Source organism: Kitasatospora sp. NPDC057518 (genome assembly GCF_042802075.1).
Taxonomy (GTDB): domain Bacteria; phylum Actinomycetota; class Actinomycetes; order Streptomycetales; family Streptomycetaceae; genus Kitasatospora.
In genome coordinates this window covers 1-19,124 of sequence record NZ_JBHVEU010000013.1, presented here as the reverse complement: position 1 = coordinate 19,124, position 19,124 = coordinate 1, and the positions used below count along the sequence as shown (strand labels likewise).

Below are 19,124 nucleotides of genomic sequence, written 5' to 3'. Positions count from 1 at the left end.
CGTCGGGTCCTCACCGTTCGTCATCGTCGGGGCTGCCGGGGGCGGCGGGTTCGTCGGGGCCGTCCAGCGCGGCGGCTTCGAGTTCGCTGAGCACCAGGTCCTCCACCAGGTCGGCCAGGGCGGCCACGGTGCGGGAGACCAGCACGTCGCGGGGGGTGAGCGTGACGCCGAAGGCGTCGTTGGCCCGGGAGGCGATCAGCAGGGCGCGCATGGAGTCGCCGCCCAGCTGGAAGAAGTCGTCGGTGGCGCCGACGGCGGTGCGCAGGGCCTCGGCCCAGATCTCCGCCACCGCCTCCTCGGTGGGGGTGCGCGGGGCCACCCGTCCGGCCGGCTCGGCCTCGGCCGGGTCGGGGGCGGGCAGGGCCGCGCGGTCGGTCTTGCCGCTCGCGGTGAGCGGGAAGCGCTCCAGCACCGCGAAGGCCGTGGGGACCATCGGGCCGGGCAGGGCGCGGGCGGCCAGGGCGCGCAGTTCGGCGGCGGTCGGCGGTTCGGCGCCAGGGGCGGCCAGCAGGTGGGCGACCAGCCGGGGCAGTCCGGGCTCGTCCTCCCGGATGCTCACCACCGCGTCCAGGACGGCCGGGTGGCGCGCCAGCACGGCCTCCACCTCGCCCGCCTCGATCCGGTGGCCGCGCAGCTTGAGCTGGTGGTCGGTGCGGCCCAGGTAGTGCAGTTCGCCGTGGCGGTCTCGGCGCACCAGGTCGCCGGTGCGGTACATCCGGCCGCCGGGCGGCCCGTACGGGTCGGCGGTGAAGCGGGCGGCGGTCAGCCCGGGGCGGCCGAGGTAGCCGCGGGCCAGGGCAGGTCCGCTCAGCCACAGTTCGCCGGGGACGCCGTCGGGCACCGGCCGCAGCCGGGCGTCCAGGACGTACGCGCCGGTGCCGGGCAGCGGGCGGCCGATCGGCGGGGCGGCGCCGTCGGCGGTGAGCGGCGCGGACCAGGTGGCGACGACGGTGGCCTCGGTGGGGCCGTAGGAGTTGACCATCCGGTGGTGCGGGGCCCAGCGGGCGACCAGGTCGGGGCCGCAGGCCTCCGCGCCGACGATCAGGGTCTTCAGCGCGGGCAGGCTGCCGGGGGTGTCGGCCGGCAGGGTGGCGAGGGCGGCGGGCGGCAGCAGGGTGTGGGTGATCCGCTCCGCCCGGAGCAGTCCGGCCAGGTGGGCGCCGAGCAGCGGTCCGGGCTCGGGCACCACCAGCCGGGCGCCGTGCGGCAGGGCCAGGCACAGTTCGAGCACGGAGGCGTCGAAGCTGGGGGTCGCGAAGGCCAGCACCCGGTCCCCCGGGGCCACCTGGTAGTGGGCGGCCTCGGCGGCGGCGAAGGCGGCGAGGCCCCGGTGGGTGACCACGACGCCCTTCGGGGTGCCGGTGGAGCCGGAGGTGAAGATGACGTAGGCGGGGTCGTCCGGGTCGAGCGGGCGGGTGCGGTCGGCGTCGGTGGGGCGGTGGCCGGGGGCGCCGTCGGGGTCGGCGGCGAGCAGCTCGGCGACCTCCTTGGCGTCCAGGGTCAGCGCGGGCGCCGCGTCGCGCAGCATCGCCCCGATCCGCTCCTCGGGGTAGTGCGGGTCGACGGGCAGGAAGGCGGCGCCGGTCTTCGCCACCGCCAGTTCGGCGAGCACGGTGTCCGCCGAGCGGGGCAGCAGCAGGGCGACGGTCTCCCCGGGGCCGGCGCCGCGCGCGATCAGCCGGTGGGCGAGGCGGTTCGCGTGCGCCTCGGCCTCGGCGTAGGTCAGCTCCAGGCCGTCCGCGCTCAGCGCGACGGCCTCCGGCCACCGGTCCGCGGCGGCCTCGACCAGGGCGGGCAGGGTCGCCGGGGGCACCGGGGCGAGCGCCGGGCGGGCGGGGCCGTGCAGCAGCCGCTCCCGTTCACCGGGCGGCAGCAGGTCGAGCCCGTCCAGCGGGGTGGCGCCGTCCGAGGCGGCCAGCGCGTTCAGGGTGTGCAGCAGCTGGTCGGCGAGCCGCCCGGCGGTCCGCCGGTCGAGGAAGCGCGGGTCGTGGCCGAGTTCCACGGCGAGCCGCTCGCCGGGCGAGACGACCACGGTGAGCGGGTAGTTGGTGGCCTCCCGGGCGTCCAGGTCGCGTACCAGCAGGCCGTACGCGCCGGCCGTGGCGTCGCCGACCGGGTAGTTCTCGAAGACCACCAGGCTGTCGAACAGCTCGGTGCCCGGCGGGACCTGACTCAGCCCGTGCATCCTGGCCAGCGGCAGGTGGTCGAAGCGGCGGTCCTCGGCCTGCTCCTCCTGGAGGGTGCGCAGCCAGTCGGCGCAGGGCTGCCGGCCGTCGACGGCGACCCGGGCGGGCAGGGTGGTGATGAACAGGCCGACGATCCCGTCGGAGCCGGCCAGGTCGGCGGGCCGGCCGGAGACGGTGGTGCCGAAGCAGACCCGCTGCTCCCCGCTCCAGCGCGACAGCAGCAGCGCCCAGGCGCCCTGCACCACGGTGTTGAGGGTGAGGCGGTGGCGGCGGGCGAACTCCTGGAGCCGCGCGGTCGCGGCCTCGTCCAGCCGGTGCGAGAGCCAGTCGCCGGAGCGGGCGGTGTCGCCCTGAGCGGGCCGGCGGTCGTAGGGCAGCGGGGTGGGGGCGGCGAGGTCGGCCAGCACGCCGCGCCAGTGCTCGACGGCGGCACCGGTGTCGCGGGCGGCGAGCCAGCGGACGTACTCGGCGAAGGGGCGGCGCTCGGGCAGCTCGGGGCGCTCGCCCCGGGCGAGGGCGGCGTGGGCGGCCAGCACGTCGGCGAGGACGTGGAAGACGCTCCAGCCGTCCAGCAGCACGTGGTGGAAGGCCCAGACCACCCGGACCTGGTCCGGGCCGAGCCGGACCAGGTCGAGCCGCAGCAGCGGGGGCCGGTCCAGGACCAGCGGGCGGGCCCGCTGCTCGGCGAGCAGTTCCTCCAGCCGGGCGGCGCGCTCGGCCTCGCCCAGCTCGCTCCAGTCGTGCTCGGTGACCGGCAGCACCGCCTGGCGGTGGACCACCTGGAGCGGCACCGGCACGTCGCGCAGCACCACCGAGGTGCGCAGCACCGGGGTGCGGTCGACGACGTGCTGCCAGGCGGCGGCCAGCAGGCCCGGGTCGCGGGCGCCGTCCAGGACGAAGGTGATCTGCTCGACGTAGAGGCCGTGTTCGGCCTCGTCCAGGCCGTGCACCACCATGCCGGTCTGGGTGGGGGTGAGCGGCTGGATCTCCGTCACCTCCCGTCCGGTGCCGGCCAGCCGGTCGACGCCGGCCTGGTCGAGGCCGGCCAGCGGGAAGTCGGATGGGGTGCGGCCGCCGGCGCCGGGTTCGGCGCAGTGGCGGACGAGCTCCCGCAGCTCGTCCAGCAGTTCGGCGGCCAGCCGGGCGACCGTCCCGCTGTGGTGCACCGCGCGGGAGTAGGACCAGGTGAAGGAGAGCCGGCCCTCGGCGACCAGGCCGAGCACGTCCAGCAGGTGGGGGCGGCGGGCGGTGCGGTCCATGCCGCCGGTGAGCGGGCCGGCCGGGGCGTGCAGTAGGCCGCCGGGGGTGGCGCTCCAGTCCTGCCGGCCCAGGTAGTTGAAGCCGATCCGCGGCAGCGCCAGGCCCGGCTCCGGCTTGAGGTGGCGCAGGGCGCCGTGGCCGAGGCCGCCGCCGGGGACGGCGCGCAGGCTCTCCTTGACGGCCTTCAGGGCGGTGCCGGGGTCGGCGTCCGGGGGCACGTCCAGGGCGACGGGGTACATCGTGGTGAACCAGCCGACGGTGCGGGAGAGGTCGACGCCGTCGAAGGGCTCCTCGCGGCCGTGGCCCTCCAGGGCGACCAGCACCCGGCCGCGTCCGGTCCAGCGGGCCAGCACCCGGCCGAGGGCGCAGAGCAGGACGTCGTTGACCCGGGTGCGGTAGGCCTCCGGGACGTCCTGGAGCAGCCGGCGGGTGGACTCGGCGTCCAGGGCGAAGGTCAGCGACTCCTCGCTCTCCGCCGTATTGGCGCCGTCCAGGTCCACCGGCAGGTCGCCGTCCACCAGGCCCTGCCAGTACGGGAGTTCCGCGTCGAAGCCGCCGGCCGCGGTGTGCGCGGCGAGCCGTTCGGCCCAGGCCCGGAAGGAGGTGCTCTTGGCGCCGAGGTCGGGCCGCTCGCCCGCGCCCAGCGCGTTGTGGGCGCGCTCCAGGTCCTCCAGCAGGATCCGCCAGGACACCGCGTCCACCACCAGGTGGTGCGCGGCCAGCAGCAGCACCGGGCGGGGGTCTTCGGCGAAGCGGCAGAGCGCGGCCCGCAGCAGCGGTCCGGCGGCCAGGTCGAAGCCCTCGGCCAGCCGCTCGCCGAGGTCCCGCAGGACGGTCGCGCGCTGCTCACCCTCGGCGGCGGGCAGCTCGTGCGGACGCAGTTCGGGGGCCTGGCCGGGGGCGGTGCTGTGCTGGCGCCACCGGCCGTCGGCGAGCGGTTCGTAGCGCAGCCGCAGCGCGTCGTGGTGGTCCAGGACGGCGGCCAGCGCGGCCCGCAGGCTTTCCTCGTCGGTGTCCGGGGCGAGGGTGAAGGAGACGGACTGGGTGAGCCGGGCCGGGTCGCCGTCCAGGGTGTCCAGCAGCCAGTGCTGGACGGGGGTGAGCGGGGCCTCGCCGACCACCGCGCCCTGGTCGGCGGCGGGCTCGGGGCGCGGTGAGCCCTCGGCGGCGCGGGCGAGTTCGGCCAGGGTCTGGTGGGCGAACAGGTGCCGGGGGGTCAGCGCCAGGCCGTCCCGGCGGGCCGCCGAGACGATCTGGATGCCGAGGATGGAGTCCCCGCCGAGGGCGAAGTAGTTGTCGTCCGCGCTGACCTCGGGCACCCCGAGCACCTCGCGCCAGATGGCGGCGAGGGCGCGCTCGGTGTCGGTGCGCGGGGGCCGGCCGGCCTCCGTCGCGGGCGCGGCCCACACCGGCTCGGGCAGGGCGCGCCGGTCCAGCTTGCCGGTCGCGCCGAGCGGCAGCCGCTCCAGCGGCACCACCAGGGCGGGCACCAGGTGGCCGGGGAGGGTGTCGCCGAGGAAGGCCCGCCACTCGGCCTGGTCGGGCAGGGCGCCGTCGCGCGGCACCGCGTAGCCCACCAGCCGCTTGTGGCCGTCCTGGTCGACCACCCGGGCGGCGGCCGCCGTCACCCGGGGGTGGCGGGCCAGCGCGGCCTCGACCTCGCCGAGTTCGATCCGGAAGCCGCGCACCTTGACCTGGTCGTCGGCGCGGCCGAGGTAGTCGAGGCCGCCGTCGGCGCTCCAGCGCACCCGGTCGCCGGTGCGGTACATCCGGGCGCCGGGCGGGCCGTACGGGTCGGGCAGGAAGCGGGCGGCGGTCAGGCCGGGGCGGCGCAGGTAGCCGCGGGCCACGCCGGTGCCGGCCAGGTACAGCTCCCCGGGCGCGCCGACGGGCACCGGGCGCAGCCGCTCGTCCAGGACGTAGGCCCGGGCGCCGCCGACCGGGCGGCCGATCGGCGGGTCGCGGTCCGGGTCGGCGGGGTCGCAGGTGTGGGCGGTGGCGTAGACGGTGGCCTCGGTGGGGCCGTAGACGTTCAGCACCCGGCAGCCGGGGACGGCCTCGCGGACCTGCCGGACGGTGCGGGCGGGCAGTGCCTCGCCGGCCAGCACCACGGTGTCCGCCGCGAGGTGCACGGCGCCGTCGGCGAGCAGTCCGCCGAGGGCCGAGGGCACCGCGCTGAGCAGGCCGGCCCGCCAGGGGCCGGGGCGCTCGGCCAGGGCCAGCAGGTCGCGCAGGAGTTCCACGCGGCCGCCGGAGAGCAGCGGCGCGAAGATCTCGAACACCGACACGTCGAAGTTGAGCGAGGTGGCGGCGAGCACGTGGGCCAGGCCGCCGTCGGCGAACTCGGCGGCGGCCCAGTCGGTCAGGGCGAGCACCGAGCTGTGGGCGACCACGACGCCCTTGGGGCGGCCGGTCGAGCCGGAGGTGTGGATGACGTACGCGGGGTGCTCCGGGCGCAGGGCGCCGTGCCGCTCCTCGTCGCGGACGGCGTCGGCGCGGGCGGCGGCCAGGCGCTCGCGGCAGGCGGGGTCGTCCAGCACGATCCGGGTGGACGGGCCGTCGGGCAGCCGGCCGGCGGTCGCCGTGCCGGTGACGACGGCGTCGGGCCGGACGTCCTCGAAGAGGTAGGCGATCCGCTCGGCCGGGTAGCCGGGGTCGACGGGCAGGTACGCGGCGCCGCTCTTGAGCACCGCGAGCAGTGCCACGGCGAGTTCGACGGTGCGGGGCAGCGCGAGCGCGACGAAGCGCTCGGGGCCGGCCCCGGCCGCGATCAGCAGCCGGGCCAGCCGGTTGGAGCGCTCGTCGAGCTCGCGGTAGGTCAGCTGCTCGTCGCCGGAGCGGACCGCCGGGGCGTCGGGGGTGCGGGCGGCCTGCCGGGCGAAGGCCTCGGGCAGGGTGCCGTCCGGTGCCTCGGTGAACGCCCCGCCGAGGCGGGCCACCAGTGCGCGCCCCTCGGCCGGGTCCAGCAGCGGCAGTTCGCCCACCGGCCGGTCGAGGCCGGCCGCCATCCCGGCGAGCAGGGTGCGCAGGCCCGCGCCGAGCCCCTCGACGGTGGCGGTGTCGAAGAGGGCCGGGTCGTGGTCCAGGCCGACCTCGATGGACTCGCCGGGCGCCACCACCACGCTGAGCGGGTAGCTGGTCGGCTCCAGCACCTGCTCGGTCTCCACGCCGAGGCCGTGCCGGGTCAGCGACTGGGCGTCGAAGGGGTAGTTCTCGAAGACCACCAGGCTGTCGAACAGGGCGGTGCCGCCGGGCAGTTCGCTCCAGCCCTGGAGCTGGGCCAGCGAGACGGCGTCGTGCCGGCGGGCCTCGGACTGGTGGTCCTGGACCTCCCGCAGCAGCTCCCGCAGCGGGCGCCGGGGGTCGATCCGCACCCGGGTCGGCAGGGCGTTGATGAACAGCCCCACCATCGAGGTGACGCCGGGGAGTTCGGCGGGCCGGCCGGAGACGATGGTGCCGAACACCACGTCGTCCCCGCCGCCGTAGCGGGAGAGCAGCAGCGCCCAGGCGCCCTGGAGCACGGTGTTGACGGTCAGCCCGGCCTGCCGGGCGGTGTCGCGCAGCCGCTCGGACAGCTCGGCGCCGAGGGCGACCCGCACCGAGGCCGAGGAGGAGGCGCGGTGGGCGCCGGCCGGGCGGCGGTCCCGGGGCAGTTCGGTGGGGGCGGGGAAGCCGGCCAGGGTGTCGCGCCAGTACCGCTCGGCCTCCGCCCCGTCCTGGCCGGCCAGCCAGCGCAGGTAGTCGGCGTAGGGCGCCCGTTCGGCCGGAGCGGGGGCGCGTCCGGCGGTCAGGGCGGCGTAGCGCTCGCACACCTCGTCGAAGACCTGGGCGGCGCTCCAGCCGTCGAGCAGCACGTGGTGGAAGGTCCACACCACCCGGACCCGGGTCGGTGTCAGCCGGATCAGGGCGAGGCGCAGCAGCGGCGCGCCGCCGAGGTCGATGCCGGCCGCCCGGTCCTCGGCGAGCAGCCGGGCGGTGTCCCGCTCGACCTGTTCGGCGGGGCGGCCGGTCCAGTCGTGGTGGGCGACCGGGACGGCGGCCCGGTGCTGGACGACCTGGAGCGGTTCGGCGCCGTCCTGCCAGCTGAGCCGGGTGCGCAGGATCGCGTTGGCGTCGGCGGTCCGCTGCCAGGCCTCGGCCAGCGCGTGCGGGTCGGTGACCCCGTCCAGCACCAGCTGGACCTGGTTGACGTAGGTGTCGCCGTCCGGGTCGAGCAGGCTGTGGAAGAGCATCCCGGCCTGCATCGGGGTCAGCGGGTAGACGTCGGCGACCGTTCGGCCGTCCCCGGCGATCCGGTCCACCGCCGCCTGGTCGAGCCGGGCGAGCGGGAAGTCGGCGGGGGTGCGGCCGCCCGAGCCGGGCTCGGCGCAGTGGGCGACGATCTCCTCCAGGGCGCCCAGCATGGCGTGGGCGAGCCCGGTGACGGTGTCGGCGCGGTGCCGGCCGGCGCTGTAGTACCAGCCGATCTCCAGCTCGCCGTCCTCGACCCGGGCGACCACGTCCAGCAGGTGGGGGCGCTCGGTGCCGGGCGCCTCCGCGCCGCCGAGGCCGCCGGGGACGGCGCGGACCAGGGCGGCGCCGTCGGCGGACCAGTCGAAGCGGCCCAGGTAGTTGAAGGCGATGCCGGGGGCGGGCGCGTCGGCGAGCGCCGCGTCCCGGGCGAGGTGGCGCAGCGCGCCGTACCCGAGGCCGCGGTCGGGCACCGCCCGCAGCTGCTCCTTGACGGCCTTCAGGGCGGTGCCCCAGTCCCCCGCCGGGACGTCGAGGGCGACGGGGAAGAGCGAGGTGAGCCAGCCGACCGTGCGGGACAGGTCGAGGCCGTCGAACAGCCGGTCCTCGCGGCCGTGGCCCTCCAGGCCGACGGCGACGGTGCCGCGCCCGGTCCAGTCGGCGAGCACCCGGCCGAGCGCGGTGAGCAGCACGTCGTCGATCCGGGTGCGGTAGACCGCGGGGACCTGCCGCAGCAGGGCGTCGGTGCGGTCGCGGTCCAGCCGGACGGTCACCTCGCGCAGGTCGGCGGCGGTGTTGGTACCGTCGCCGTCCACCGGCAGCGGGGTGGCGCAGGCCCGGGCGGCGGCCGCCCAGTGGTCGCGCTGCCCGTCGAAGCCGCCGGCTTCGGTGTGCGCGGCCAGGCGGCGGGCCCACTCCCGGACGGAACTGGTGCGGGCGGGCAGCCGCAGCGGGCGGCCCTCGACGGCCTGCCGGTAGGCGGTCTCCAGGTCCTCCAGCAGCACCCGCCAGGAGACGCCGTCGACCACCAGGTGGTGGACGGCCAGCAGCAGCCGGTCGGGGCGGTCCGCGTCGCCGCTGAACAGGCGGGCGGTGAGCAGCGGGCCGTCGGCCGGCCGGAAGGAGGCGTGGGCGGCCGCGGTCACCGCCTCCTCGGCGCCGTGGCCGTGGACCTCCAGCAGCTCGGGCGCGGCCTCCTCGGCGGGGGCGCAGTGCTGCCGCCAGGTGCCGTCCTCGGCGCGGGTGAAGCGGGAGCGCAGCGCGTCGTGGTGGGCCCACAGGGCGGCCAGGGCGCGGCGCAGGGCCCGGGGGTCGACGGCGCCGGGGGCCTCCACCACCAGGGACTGGTCGAAGTGGTGGGCGTACGGCGGGTTCGGGTCGAGGAACCAGTGCTGGATCGGCGTCAGGCCGACCTCGCCGCCGACCGGTTCGGTGCCCGCGACGGTGACGGCGCTGCCGGCGGCCGCGGCCAGGGCGGCGACGGTGGGGTGCCGGAACAGGTCGCGCGGGGAGAGCGCGAGGCCGGCGGCGCGGGCCCGGGAGACCACCTGGATGCTCAGGATGGAGTCGCCGCCGAGCAGGAAGAAGTCGTCGTCCAGCCCGACCCGTTCGACCCCGAGCAGCTCGGCCCAGATCGCGGCGAGCAGGCGCTCGCGGTCGGTGCCGGGGGCGCGGTGGGGGCGGTCGCCGCCCGCCGCCGACCAGTCGGGGGCGGGCAGCCGGCGGCGGTCCACCTTGCCGTTGGCGGTGAGCGGGAGTTCGGGCAGCGTGACGAAGGCCGCGGGCAGCATGTAGTCGGGCAGGTCGGCGGCCAGGTGGGCGCGCAACTCGGCGGCGGGCGGCTCGGCGCCCTCGGCCGGCACCAGGTGGGCGGCGAGGCGCTTGCGTCCGGCGTCCTGGTGGAGCGAGACCACGGCCTCGGCGACGGCCGGGTGGGCGGTGAGCCGGGCCTCGATCTCGGCGGGTTCGATCCGGAAGCCGCGGATCTTTATCTGGTCGTCGGCGCGGCCGACGAAGTGCAGTTCGCCGTCCGCGCTCCACCGGACGGTGTCGCCGGTGCGGTACATCCGGGCGCCGGGCGGGCCGAAGGGGTCGGCGAGGTAGCGGGCGGCGGTCTCGCCGGGGCGGCCCGCGTAGCCGCGCGCGAGCCCGGCCCCGGCGATGTACAGCTCACCGGTGATGCCCGGCGGTTGGGGCTGGAGCGCAGCGTCCAGGACGTACACCCGGGTGTTGTCCAGCGGGCGGCCGATCGGCAGCGTGGCGGGCAGCTCGTCGCCCTCGCGGAAGGCCCGGCGGGTGGCGAAGGTGGTGGTCTCGGTCGGCCCGTAGCCGTCGACCACGGTGAGGCCGGGGCAGGCCGCCAGGACCTTGCGAACGGCGGCGCCGGGCACCGCCTCGCCGCCGGTCCACACCTCGCGGGCGCCGCGCAGGCAGCCCGGGTCCTCCTGGGCGAGCAACCGGAACAGCCCGGCCGTCAGCCACAGGCAGGTCACGCCCCGTTCGGTGACGGCGTGCCGGACGGCGGCGGCGTCCAGGTCCTCCGGCGGGGCGAGGACGGCGGTGCCGCCGCGCAGCAGCGGCACCCACAGCTCGTAGGTGGCGGCGTCGAAGGCGTGCGGGGAGTGCACCAGCACCCGGTCGTGGCCGGTGAAGGCGCGGTCCAGGGCGAGCGCGGCGACGTCCCGGCGGCGCACCGCGACGCCCTTGGGGGTGCCGGTGGAGCCCGAGGTGAACATCAGGTACTGGACGTTGTCGGGGTGGACGGCCGCCGGGGGCGCGGCCGGCGCCCCGGTACGGTCCGGCCGGTCGACGCGCAGCACCCGCTCGGCGGGGCGCAGCTCGGCGGCGGTGTCCGCCCAGCGGGCGTCGGTGAGCAGCAGCTCGGCGCCCGCCTCGGCCAGCATCCGGTGCAGCCGCTCGCGCGGCGCCCGGCCGTCCAGCGGCACGAAGACGCCGCCGGTGCGGACCAGTGCCAGCTGGGCGACGACCAGCTCGACGGAGCGCTCCATCAGCACCCCGACCGGCTGCTCCACCCGGACCGCGTGCGCGGCCAGCCGTCCGGCCAACTCGGCGGCCCTGGCGTCCAGTTCGCGGTAGGTCAGGTGCTCTTCGCCGGCCTCCAGGGCGACCGCCCCGGGGGTGCGGAGCACCTGCTCGGCGAACAGCTCGGCGATGTCGGCCGCGGGCTGCTCGGCGGCGGTGGCGTTCCAGTCGACCAGGACGCGGTGCCGCTCCTCGGCGGTCAGCAGCGGCAGCCGCGCGGGCGGGCGGTGGGCGCCGGCGGGCAGGCCGGTCAGCGCGGCGGTGAGCCGGCCGGCCAGCCGCCGCACGGTGGACTCGTCGAACAGCCGCGGGTCGTAGCAGAGCCGCAGGGACAGCTCCGGGCCGGGGTAGGCGAGCAGGGCGAGCGGGTAGTTGGTGGTCTCGATGCCGTCCAGGTCGCGCAGCCGCAGGCCGTGGGCGTCGGCCGCGTCCTCGTCGACCGGGTAGTTCTCGAAGACCACCAGGCTGTCGAACAGGCCGGTCTGCTCGGGCAGTCCGGTGCCGGCCCGCATCCGGGTGAGCGGGACGAAGCCGTACCGCCGGTCCTCGCTCTGCTCCCGCTGGAGGGCCTGGAGCCAGTCCAGCAGGGTGCCCTCGGCGGGCACCGTGGTGCGGGTCGGCAGGGTGGTGATGAACAGGCCGGTCATCGACTCGACGCCGGGCAGCTCGGGCGGGCGCCCGGAGGAGGTGGTGCCGTACACCACCTCGGCGCGCCCGGCCTGGCGGCCCAGCAGCACCGCCCAGGCGCCCTGGACCAGGGTGTTGAGGGTCAGCCCGGAGCCGCGCGCGAGGTCCTCCAGCGCCCTGGTCGCGGCGGCGGGCAGGGTGAACGGCACCGCCCGGGTGGACTCCGCGCGGTGGCTCTGCACCGGCTCGCGGTCGTACGGCAGCGGCGTCGCCTCCACCAGCCCGGCGAGGCGGGTGCGCCAGTGCCGTTCGGCCTCGGCGTGGTCGCGGCCGCCCAGCCAGGCCAGGTAATCGCGGTAGGGCCGGCGCTCCGGCACGGTGCCGTACGGGACTTCCGCTCCGGGGGCGGCCAGGGCGGCGTGCACCGCGAAGACGTCCGAGAGCACCTGGAACAGGCTCCAGCCGTCCAGCACCAGGTGGTGGAACGACCAGAGCACCCGCACCCGGCTCTCCGAGAGGCGGATCAGCAGCAGCCGCTGGAGCGGGGCCCGCGCGAGGTCGAGGCCGCGGGCCCGGTCGCGGTCCAGCAGCTCGGCCAGCCGGGTGCGGCGCTCCTCCTCGGGCAGCGCGCGCCAGTCCAGGTGGCTGACCGGCACGGCCACCCGGCGGTGCACCACCAGCAGCGGCTCGGGCACCTCCTGCCAGCGGACGTGGGCGCGCAGCACCGCGGTGCGGTCGGTGACCCACTGCCAGGCCTCGGCGAGGCGGGCCGGGTCGGGCACCCCGTCGAGGACGAAGTCCAGCTGCTGGAAGTAGGCGCCGCTGTCCTCCTCGGCGAGGCCGTGGAAGAGCATGCCGGACTGGGTCGGGGTGAGCGGCAGGACGTCCTCCACCGCGCCCGGGTCGGCGCCGGTGATCAGGTCCACCGCCGGCTGGTCGAGCCGGGCGAGCGGGAAGTCGGACGGGGTGCGCCCGGCGGCGCCGGGGGTGGTCGCGTGGCGGGCGAGGTCGGCCAGCTCCTCGGCGAAGCGCCGGGCCAGCGCCTCGACGGTGGCACTGCCGTGGACGGCGGCGGAGTGGAACCAGGTGAACTCCAGCGCGTCGCCGTCCAGTCGGCCGACCACCTCCAGCGGGTGGGGGCGCTCGACCGCCGGGTCGGCGTCCAGCTCCAGCGGCCGGAAGGTGCCGCGGAACAGCCCGTCCGGGTCGTCCGGCAGGGCGATGCGGCCCAGGTAGTTGAAGCTGATCCGGGCGGCCGGAACCTCGGGCGCGGTGCCGGGGCGGCCGAGGTGGCGCAGCGCCTCGAAGCCGAGGCCGCGCCGGGGGACGGCGCGCAGCTGCTCCTTGACCTGCTTGAGGACGGCGTCCCAGCCGGCTCCGGCGGGGACGGCCAGGGCGACGGGGTGGCGGGTGGTGAACCAGCCGACCGTACGGCCGAGGTCGAGGTCGGCGAACAGCTCCTCGCGCCCGTGGCCCTCGACGTCCACCACGACCCGCTCCAGCCCGCTCGCCCCGCACAGCGCCCGGCCCAGCGCGCTCAGCAGCACGTCGTTGGCCTGGGTGCGGTAGGTGTCGGGCAGGGCGCGCAGCAGGGCGGCGGTGTCGGCGGGGCTCAGCCGGACGGTGACGGAGCGTTCGGTGGCGTAGCTGTCGGGGCCGTCCAGCTCGGCGGGGAACGGCTCGGCGACGGGCTTCCCGGGATCGTCGTCGGACTGCCCGGGCACGACCCCGGCCCAGTACGCGGACTCGTCCTCGAAGCCGCCCGCGGCGGCGAAGGCGCTCAGCCGCTCGGCCCACTGCCGCAGCGGCGAGGACTTCGCCGGGAGGGCGGCCGCGCCGTCCCGGCCCTCGCGGCGGGCCCGGTACGCGGTGTCGAGGTCCTCCAGCAGGACCCGCCAGGAGACCCCGTCGACCACCAGGTGGTGGACGGCCAGGTGCAGGACCGGGGGCCGGCCGCCGGCGCGCTCGTGCAGGACGGCGCGCAGCAGCGGGGCGCCGCCGGCCAGGTCGTACGGGCCGAAGTGCGGGGTGTCCTGGTCGGGGCCGGTGTACCGGGCCAGGGTGGTGCGGGCCGTCGGCTCCTGGATCCGCCAGCGCACCGCGCCCGCGCCGTCCGGGGCGGTGAAGGCGGAGCGCAGCGCGTCGTGGTGGGCGACCAGGTCGTTCAGGGCCTCCTCCAGGGCCGCCCGGTCGAGGTCGCCGGGCAGCAGCAGGGAAACGGCCTGGGCGAAGTGGCCGGCCCGGCCGGCGGCCCGCTCGAACCACCAGCGCTGGATCGGGGTCAACGCGGCCTCCCCGGTGGCGGCCACCGGCGCGGGCGCGGCGGGCGCCTCGGCGTCCTCCGCGGCCAGGGCGAGCGCGGCGACCGTCTGGTGGCGGTAGAGGTCCCGGGACGTCACCGCCAGCCCGGCCTGCCGGGAGCGGGCCACCACCTGGATGCCGAGGATGGAGTCGCCGCCGAGGTCGAAGAAGTTGTCGTCGGCGCCGACCCGCTCCAGCCGCAGCACCTCGGCCCAGATGCCGGCCAGCGCGCGTTCGGCGGGGGTCCGGGGGGCGACGTGGCGGGGGGCGGCCGCGGCGGGGGCGGGGGCCGGGTCGGTCTCCCCGCCGCGGGGCTTCGCCCGCTCCTCGACCCGGCCGAGGTGCTCCAGCCCGCCGTCGGCGGTCCACCGCACCAGATCCCCGGTGCCGTACATCGCCTCCCCCGGCGCGCCGTACGGGTCGGGGACGAGCCGCTCGTCCGGCTGGTCCGGGAGGTAGCCCGCGAGGTACAACTCGCCGGGCACCCCGACGGGTTGGGGGCGCCGAGCGCGGTCGAGGACGTGGACCCGGCTCCACCCGGCCGGCCGGGCCGGGTCGGTGCCCGGGAGCTCCCGCGGCGGCTTCCGGGAGGCGAGCAGCGCGCGCTGCTCCTCCTCGGGGATCATCGGCAGTTCGGCGAGGGTGCGCCGCGGCCCGTCCGCCATCCCGGCCAGCAGCCGGTGCAGGTGGGCGGCCAGCGCGGTCACCGTCCGCCGGTCGAACAGGTCGGTGTCGTACTCGACCGTCAGCGTGCAGCCGCCGTCGGCCTCGTCGGGGGTGAACTCCAGCACCAGGTCGAAGCGGGCGGCCGGGCGGGGCAGCGGGTGGTCGGTGAAGCGCAGCCCGCCGGCGGGCGCCGGGGCGGCGGGGGTCTGCTGGACGACGGCGACCTGGACCAGCGGGGTGCGGCTGGGGTCGCGGGGCGGGGCCAGTTCCTCGACCACCCGGTCGAAGGGCACCTCGGCGTGGGCGAAGGCGTCCAGCAGGGTGGTGCGCATGGACTCCACGAAGCGGTCGACGGTGGCCCGCTCGTCCACGTCGCCGCGCAGCACCACGGTGTTGACGAAGAAGCCGGTCACCTCCTCCAGCTCGCGCCGCTCCCGCCCGTTGACGACGGTGCCGAGGGCCACGTCCCGCTGGCCGGAGTGGCGCGAGAGCAGCAGCGCGGACGCCCCGGCGAACAGGGTGAACACGGTGGTGCCGCGGCCGGCGGCGAGGTGGCGCAGCCGGTCGACCAGCTCGGCCGGGAGGTGGTGGCGGTGCGCCGCGCCGCGGCCGGCGCGCTCGGCGGGCCGGGGGCGGTCGGTGGGCAGCCGCAGGGTGGGCAGGCCGGCCAGGGCGCGCTTCCAGTAGGCGAGTTCGGGGGCGTGGTCGGCCGGGCGGTGCTGCTCCCAGTGGGCGTAGTCGGGGTACTGGAGGGCGGGGGCGGGCAGGCCGTCGGGTTCGCCGGTGGCCTCCGCCCGCAGGAGGGCGGCCAGTTCGCGGGTGAGGACGCCCACCGACCAGCCGTCGGTGACGATGTGGTGCTGCGCCAGCAGCAGCAGGTGCTCGTCGGCGGCGAGCCGGACCAGCAGCGCCCGGCTGAGCGGGCCCCGCGCCAGGTCGTAGGGCCGCTCCAGCTCCTCGGCGAGCAGGCGGTCGGCCGCCTCGGCGCGCTCTCCGGCGGGCAGGGCGCCGAGGTCCTCGGTGCGCAGCGGCAGGTCGGCCCGCTCGGCGACGTGCTGCTCGAGCCGCCCGTCGACGGCGGTGACGGTGGTGCGCAGCGCGTCGTGCCGGGCGGTGAGCCGCCGCAGGGCCCGGCCGAGGGCCTCCCGGTCGAGGTCGCCGCGCAGCCGCAGGGCGACGCCGGTGTGGTTGCCGGTGCCGCCGGTGGCGAGGTCCTCCAGGAACCAGAGCCGGCGCTGGGCGCTGGAGAGCGGCAGCGGCTCCCCGCGCGGGGCGGGCGGGACGGGCCCGGTGGGCGCGGCGGCGGCCGGCCGGTCGAGCAGCGGGGCGAGGGCGGCGACGGTGCGGGCGGTGAACACGTCCCGCAGGGTGAGCCGGACGCCGAGGCGCTCAGTGATCCGGGCCAGGGTGCGGGCGGCGAGGACGGAGTCGCCGCCGAGGTCGAAGAAGTCGTCCTCGGCCCCCACCGCGTCGAGGCCGAGGACCTCGGCCCAGACGGCGGCCAGGGCGCGCTCCCGTTCGGTGCGCGGGGCGAGCCCGCCGGCGGCGCCCTGCCGGGCGGGCGCGGGCAGCGCCCGCTGGTCGATCTTGAGCTGCGGGGTGAGCGGGAAGGCGGGCAGCACGACGACGACGGCGGGCACCAGGTGGGCGGGCAGCGCGGCGGCCAGGGCGGTGCGCAGCGCGACCGGGTCCGGGGGCAGTTCCGGGTCGGCGGGCGTGGCGTAGCCGACCAGCCGGGTGTGGCCCGGTTCGTCCTCGCGGACCACGACGACGGCCTGGTCGACGGCGGGGTGGGCGCGCAGCGCGGCCTCGATCTCGCCCGGCTCGATCCGGAAGCCGCGGACCTTGACCTGCCGGTCGAGCCGGCCGAGGAACTCCAGCTCCCCGTCGGCGGTGAACCGGGCCCGGTCGCCGGTGCGGTAGAGCCGGGCGCCGGGCGGGCCGAAGGGGTCGGCGACGAAGCGGGCGGCGGTCAGGCCGGGGCGGCCGAGGTAGCCGCGGGCGACGCCCTCGCCGCCGAGGTACAGCTCGCCGTCGGTGCCGGCCGGCTGGGGCCGCATGGCCTCGTCGAGCACGTACACCCGGGCGTGCGGCAGGGCGCCGCCGATGGTGGGCGCGCCGGTGCCGGCGGTGAGCGGGCCGGTCCAGGTGGCGACGATGGTGGCCTCGGTCGGGCCGTAGGAGTTGACCATGCGCCGGCCGGGCGCCCAGCGGTCGACCAGCTCGGCGGAGCAGGCCTCGGCCCCGACGATCAGGGTGCGCAGGTGGCGGCCCGCGCCGGCCGGGACGGTGGCCAGGGCGGCGGGCGGGATCAGGGTGTGGGTGATGCGCTGCCCGTCCAGGACGGCGGCGAGCTCCTCGCCGAGCCAGGGGCCGTCCGGGGGGATCACCAGGGTGGCGCCGGTGAGGACGGAGACGAACAGTTCCAGGACGGAGGCGTCGAAGCTGGGCGAGGAGAACTGGAGCACCCGGTCCCCCGGCCCGACCGCGTAGTTCTCGACGGCCGCCGCCGTGAAGCCCGCGATCCCCCGGTGGGTGACGACCACGCCCTTGGGCGTCCCGGTGGAGCCCGAGGTGTAGATCACGTACGCGGGGTGGTCGGTGCCGTCGGCGGCCGGGAGGTCGGTGTGGTCCCGGTCCTCGGGGCGCTCCGTCTCCAGGACCGCGCGGACGGCGGCCGGGTCGTCCAGGACGAGCGCGGGGGCGGCGTCGGCGAGCATCAGCGCCCGCCGCTCGGCGGGGTAGCCCGGGTCGACGGGCAGGAAGGCGGCGCCCGCCCGGACGACGGCCAGCTCGGCGGCGACCAGCTCCATGGAGCGCGGCAGGACCAGGGCCACCGTCCGCTCCGGCCCGGCGCCGCGCCGGCGCAGGTCGCGGGCCAGCCGCTCGACGCGGTCGGCCAGGTCGCGGTAGGTCCAGCTGCGCCGCCCGTCGGTCAGCGCCGGTGCGTGCGGCGTGCGGGCCGCCTGGGCGGCGAACAGGGCGTCCAGGGTCCGGGGCGCCGCCGACGGTGCGGTGGTGCCACCGGCCGGCGCCTGCGGCGGGGCGGTCGGGCGCACGGGCTGGGCAGGCCGGTCGGCCATGGCGGAAGGTCCTTCCGAGGGGGGCGACGACGAGGGCGGCGGGGCAGGCGGTGGCCGGCCCTCGGACCCGGGGAACGGTGCGGGGTGTCGGTGCAGGGGTGGGCGTACGGCGGCCGGGCCGGTCGGCTCAGTCGGCGGCGGCCCGGCGGGCGGTGCGCCCGGAGACCTGCACCCGGTCGATCCGGCCGGTGGCCGGGTCCCGGTGGAAGCGCCCGCCGGGTTCGGGGCGCCCGGTGTCGGGGGCGATCAGGTCGTAGGAGAGGTCGGCGTAGCAGCGCAGCGGGATCGGGAGGTCGCCGTCGACCGAGAGGGTGGCCGGTCCGGCGCCGGCCGGCTCGACCCGGTAGCGGATGGCGCCGTTGCGGTAGTCGCCCGCGCACTCGGCCAGGGTCGCCGGGGCGGCGAGCAGCACCGGTCCGCCCGCGCCGACCGGTTCGATCCCCGCGGGCACCCGCACTCCGGCCAACTCCTCCAGGTCGGCCGCGAGTTCGCGCCAGAGGGCGGTGGCGGCGCCGGCGTTGCCGGTGAAGGCGACCACGAGGCCGCTGTCCGGGTCGGCCCGCAGGTGGCAGGAGGTGCCCATGGCGTTGCCGTCGTGGCCGCACCAGAGCCGCCCGTCCTGCCGGTAGAGCGCCGCGCCGGCGCCCCAACCGTCGGCGAGCGCTCCCGGCCGGGCACCGGGCTCCGGGCGGCGCATCAGCTCGGCGGTGTCCGGGGGCAGCACCTTGGCGCGGCCGACCAGGGCGGCGCCGAGCGCGGCGAGGTCCGCGGCGCTGGCCAGCAGGGCGCCGGCCGGGGCCTCCAGCGGGGCCAGGTTCTGCCGGACGGCCCGGGGCAGGCCGGTCGCGGCGTTGAGCGCGTGCCCGGCGGCGACCGGTCGCCCGGGGGCGGCGGTGTCGACGAACACCGGCCCGGTGCCGAAGGGTTCGAGCAGCAGGGCGCGCACCGCCTCGTGCCAGGGCATCCCGGTCACCGTCTCGACCAGGCGCCCGGCGGCGACGTAGCCGGCGTTGGAGTAGGAGAAGTCCGTCCCGGGCGGGAACAGCGCGTCCGGGGCGGTGCAGACGGCGGACAGGTAGCGGGTCGCGGTGGTGCGGGCGGCGGCGTCGGAGTCCGGTCCGGTGGGCAGTCCGCCGGTGTGGCTCAGCAGGTGACGAATCGTTACTTCAGGCAGCTGCCGGAACTCCGGAAGGTGCTCGGCGACCGGCTCGTCGAGGTCGAGGTCACCGTCGTCGGCGAGCAGCATCACCAGGGCGGCCGTGTAGGGCTTGGTGAGCGATCCGACCGGAACGGCGGTGTCCTCGGTGAACGGTGCCCCGGTGCCGGTGTCGGCCACCCCGGTGTGCAGGACGACGGCCTCCGGGCCGGTGTCCAGCACCAGTTGGGCGCCGGGCACCCGGTGGGCGCGAGCGAGCGTGTCGAGCCGGTGCTGCAGCTCGCCGCGCAGGAGGAGCGGCGACCGCTCGCGGGCGGGCGCCGGACTGGCGTACGGCATGGCGGAACTCCCGTTGACTGGTTCTCGGGTGCGGGCGCGCCGGGCGCCCGCGGTGGAATCGCGGATTGGGAGGCGGCACAGCGGGAATTCCCGGCCGTCGTCGCCTGCTTCAGGACGCGCGGGAACGGGGGGAATCGGCGTCGGCCCGGCCGGCGGAGGCCGTCCGGCCCCGGGAACGGGAATCCCCGGACGCCCGCGGCAGCGAGAGCGGCGGTCCGCAGGACCGGGAGGGCG

2 protein-coding genes are annotated in these 19,124 nt (G+C 77.7%); both read right to left on the bottom strand.

The features are described 5' to 3' along the window. Window positions 1-10 precede the first annotated feature (10 nt). Entirely contained in the window at window positions 11-17,395 is a 17,385-nt protein-coding gene (locus tag ACFU7Z_RS02620) for a non-ribosomal peptide synthase/polyketide synthase (protein WP_380775500.1), read from the bottom strand. Between the two features lie 127 nt (window positions 17,396-17,522). After that, window positions 17,523-18,890: a serine hydrolase domain-containing protein gene (locus ACFU7Z_RS02615; protein WP_380738281.1), complete on the bottom strand. Its 1,368-nt coding sequence runs from the start codon at window positions 18,888-18,890 to the stop codon at window positions 17,523-17,525. Window positions 18,891-19,124: the final 234 nt, after the last annotated feature.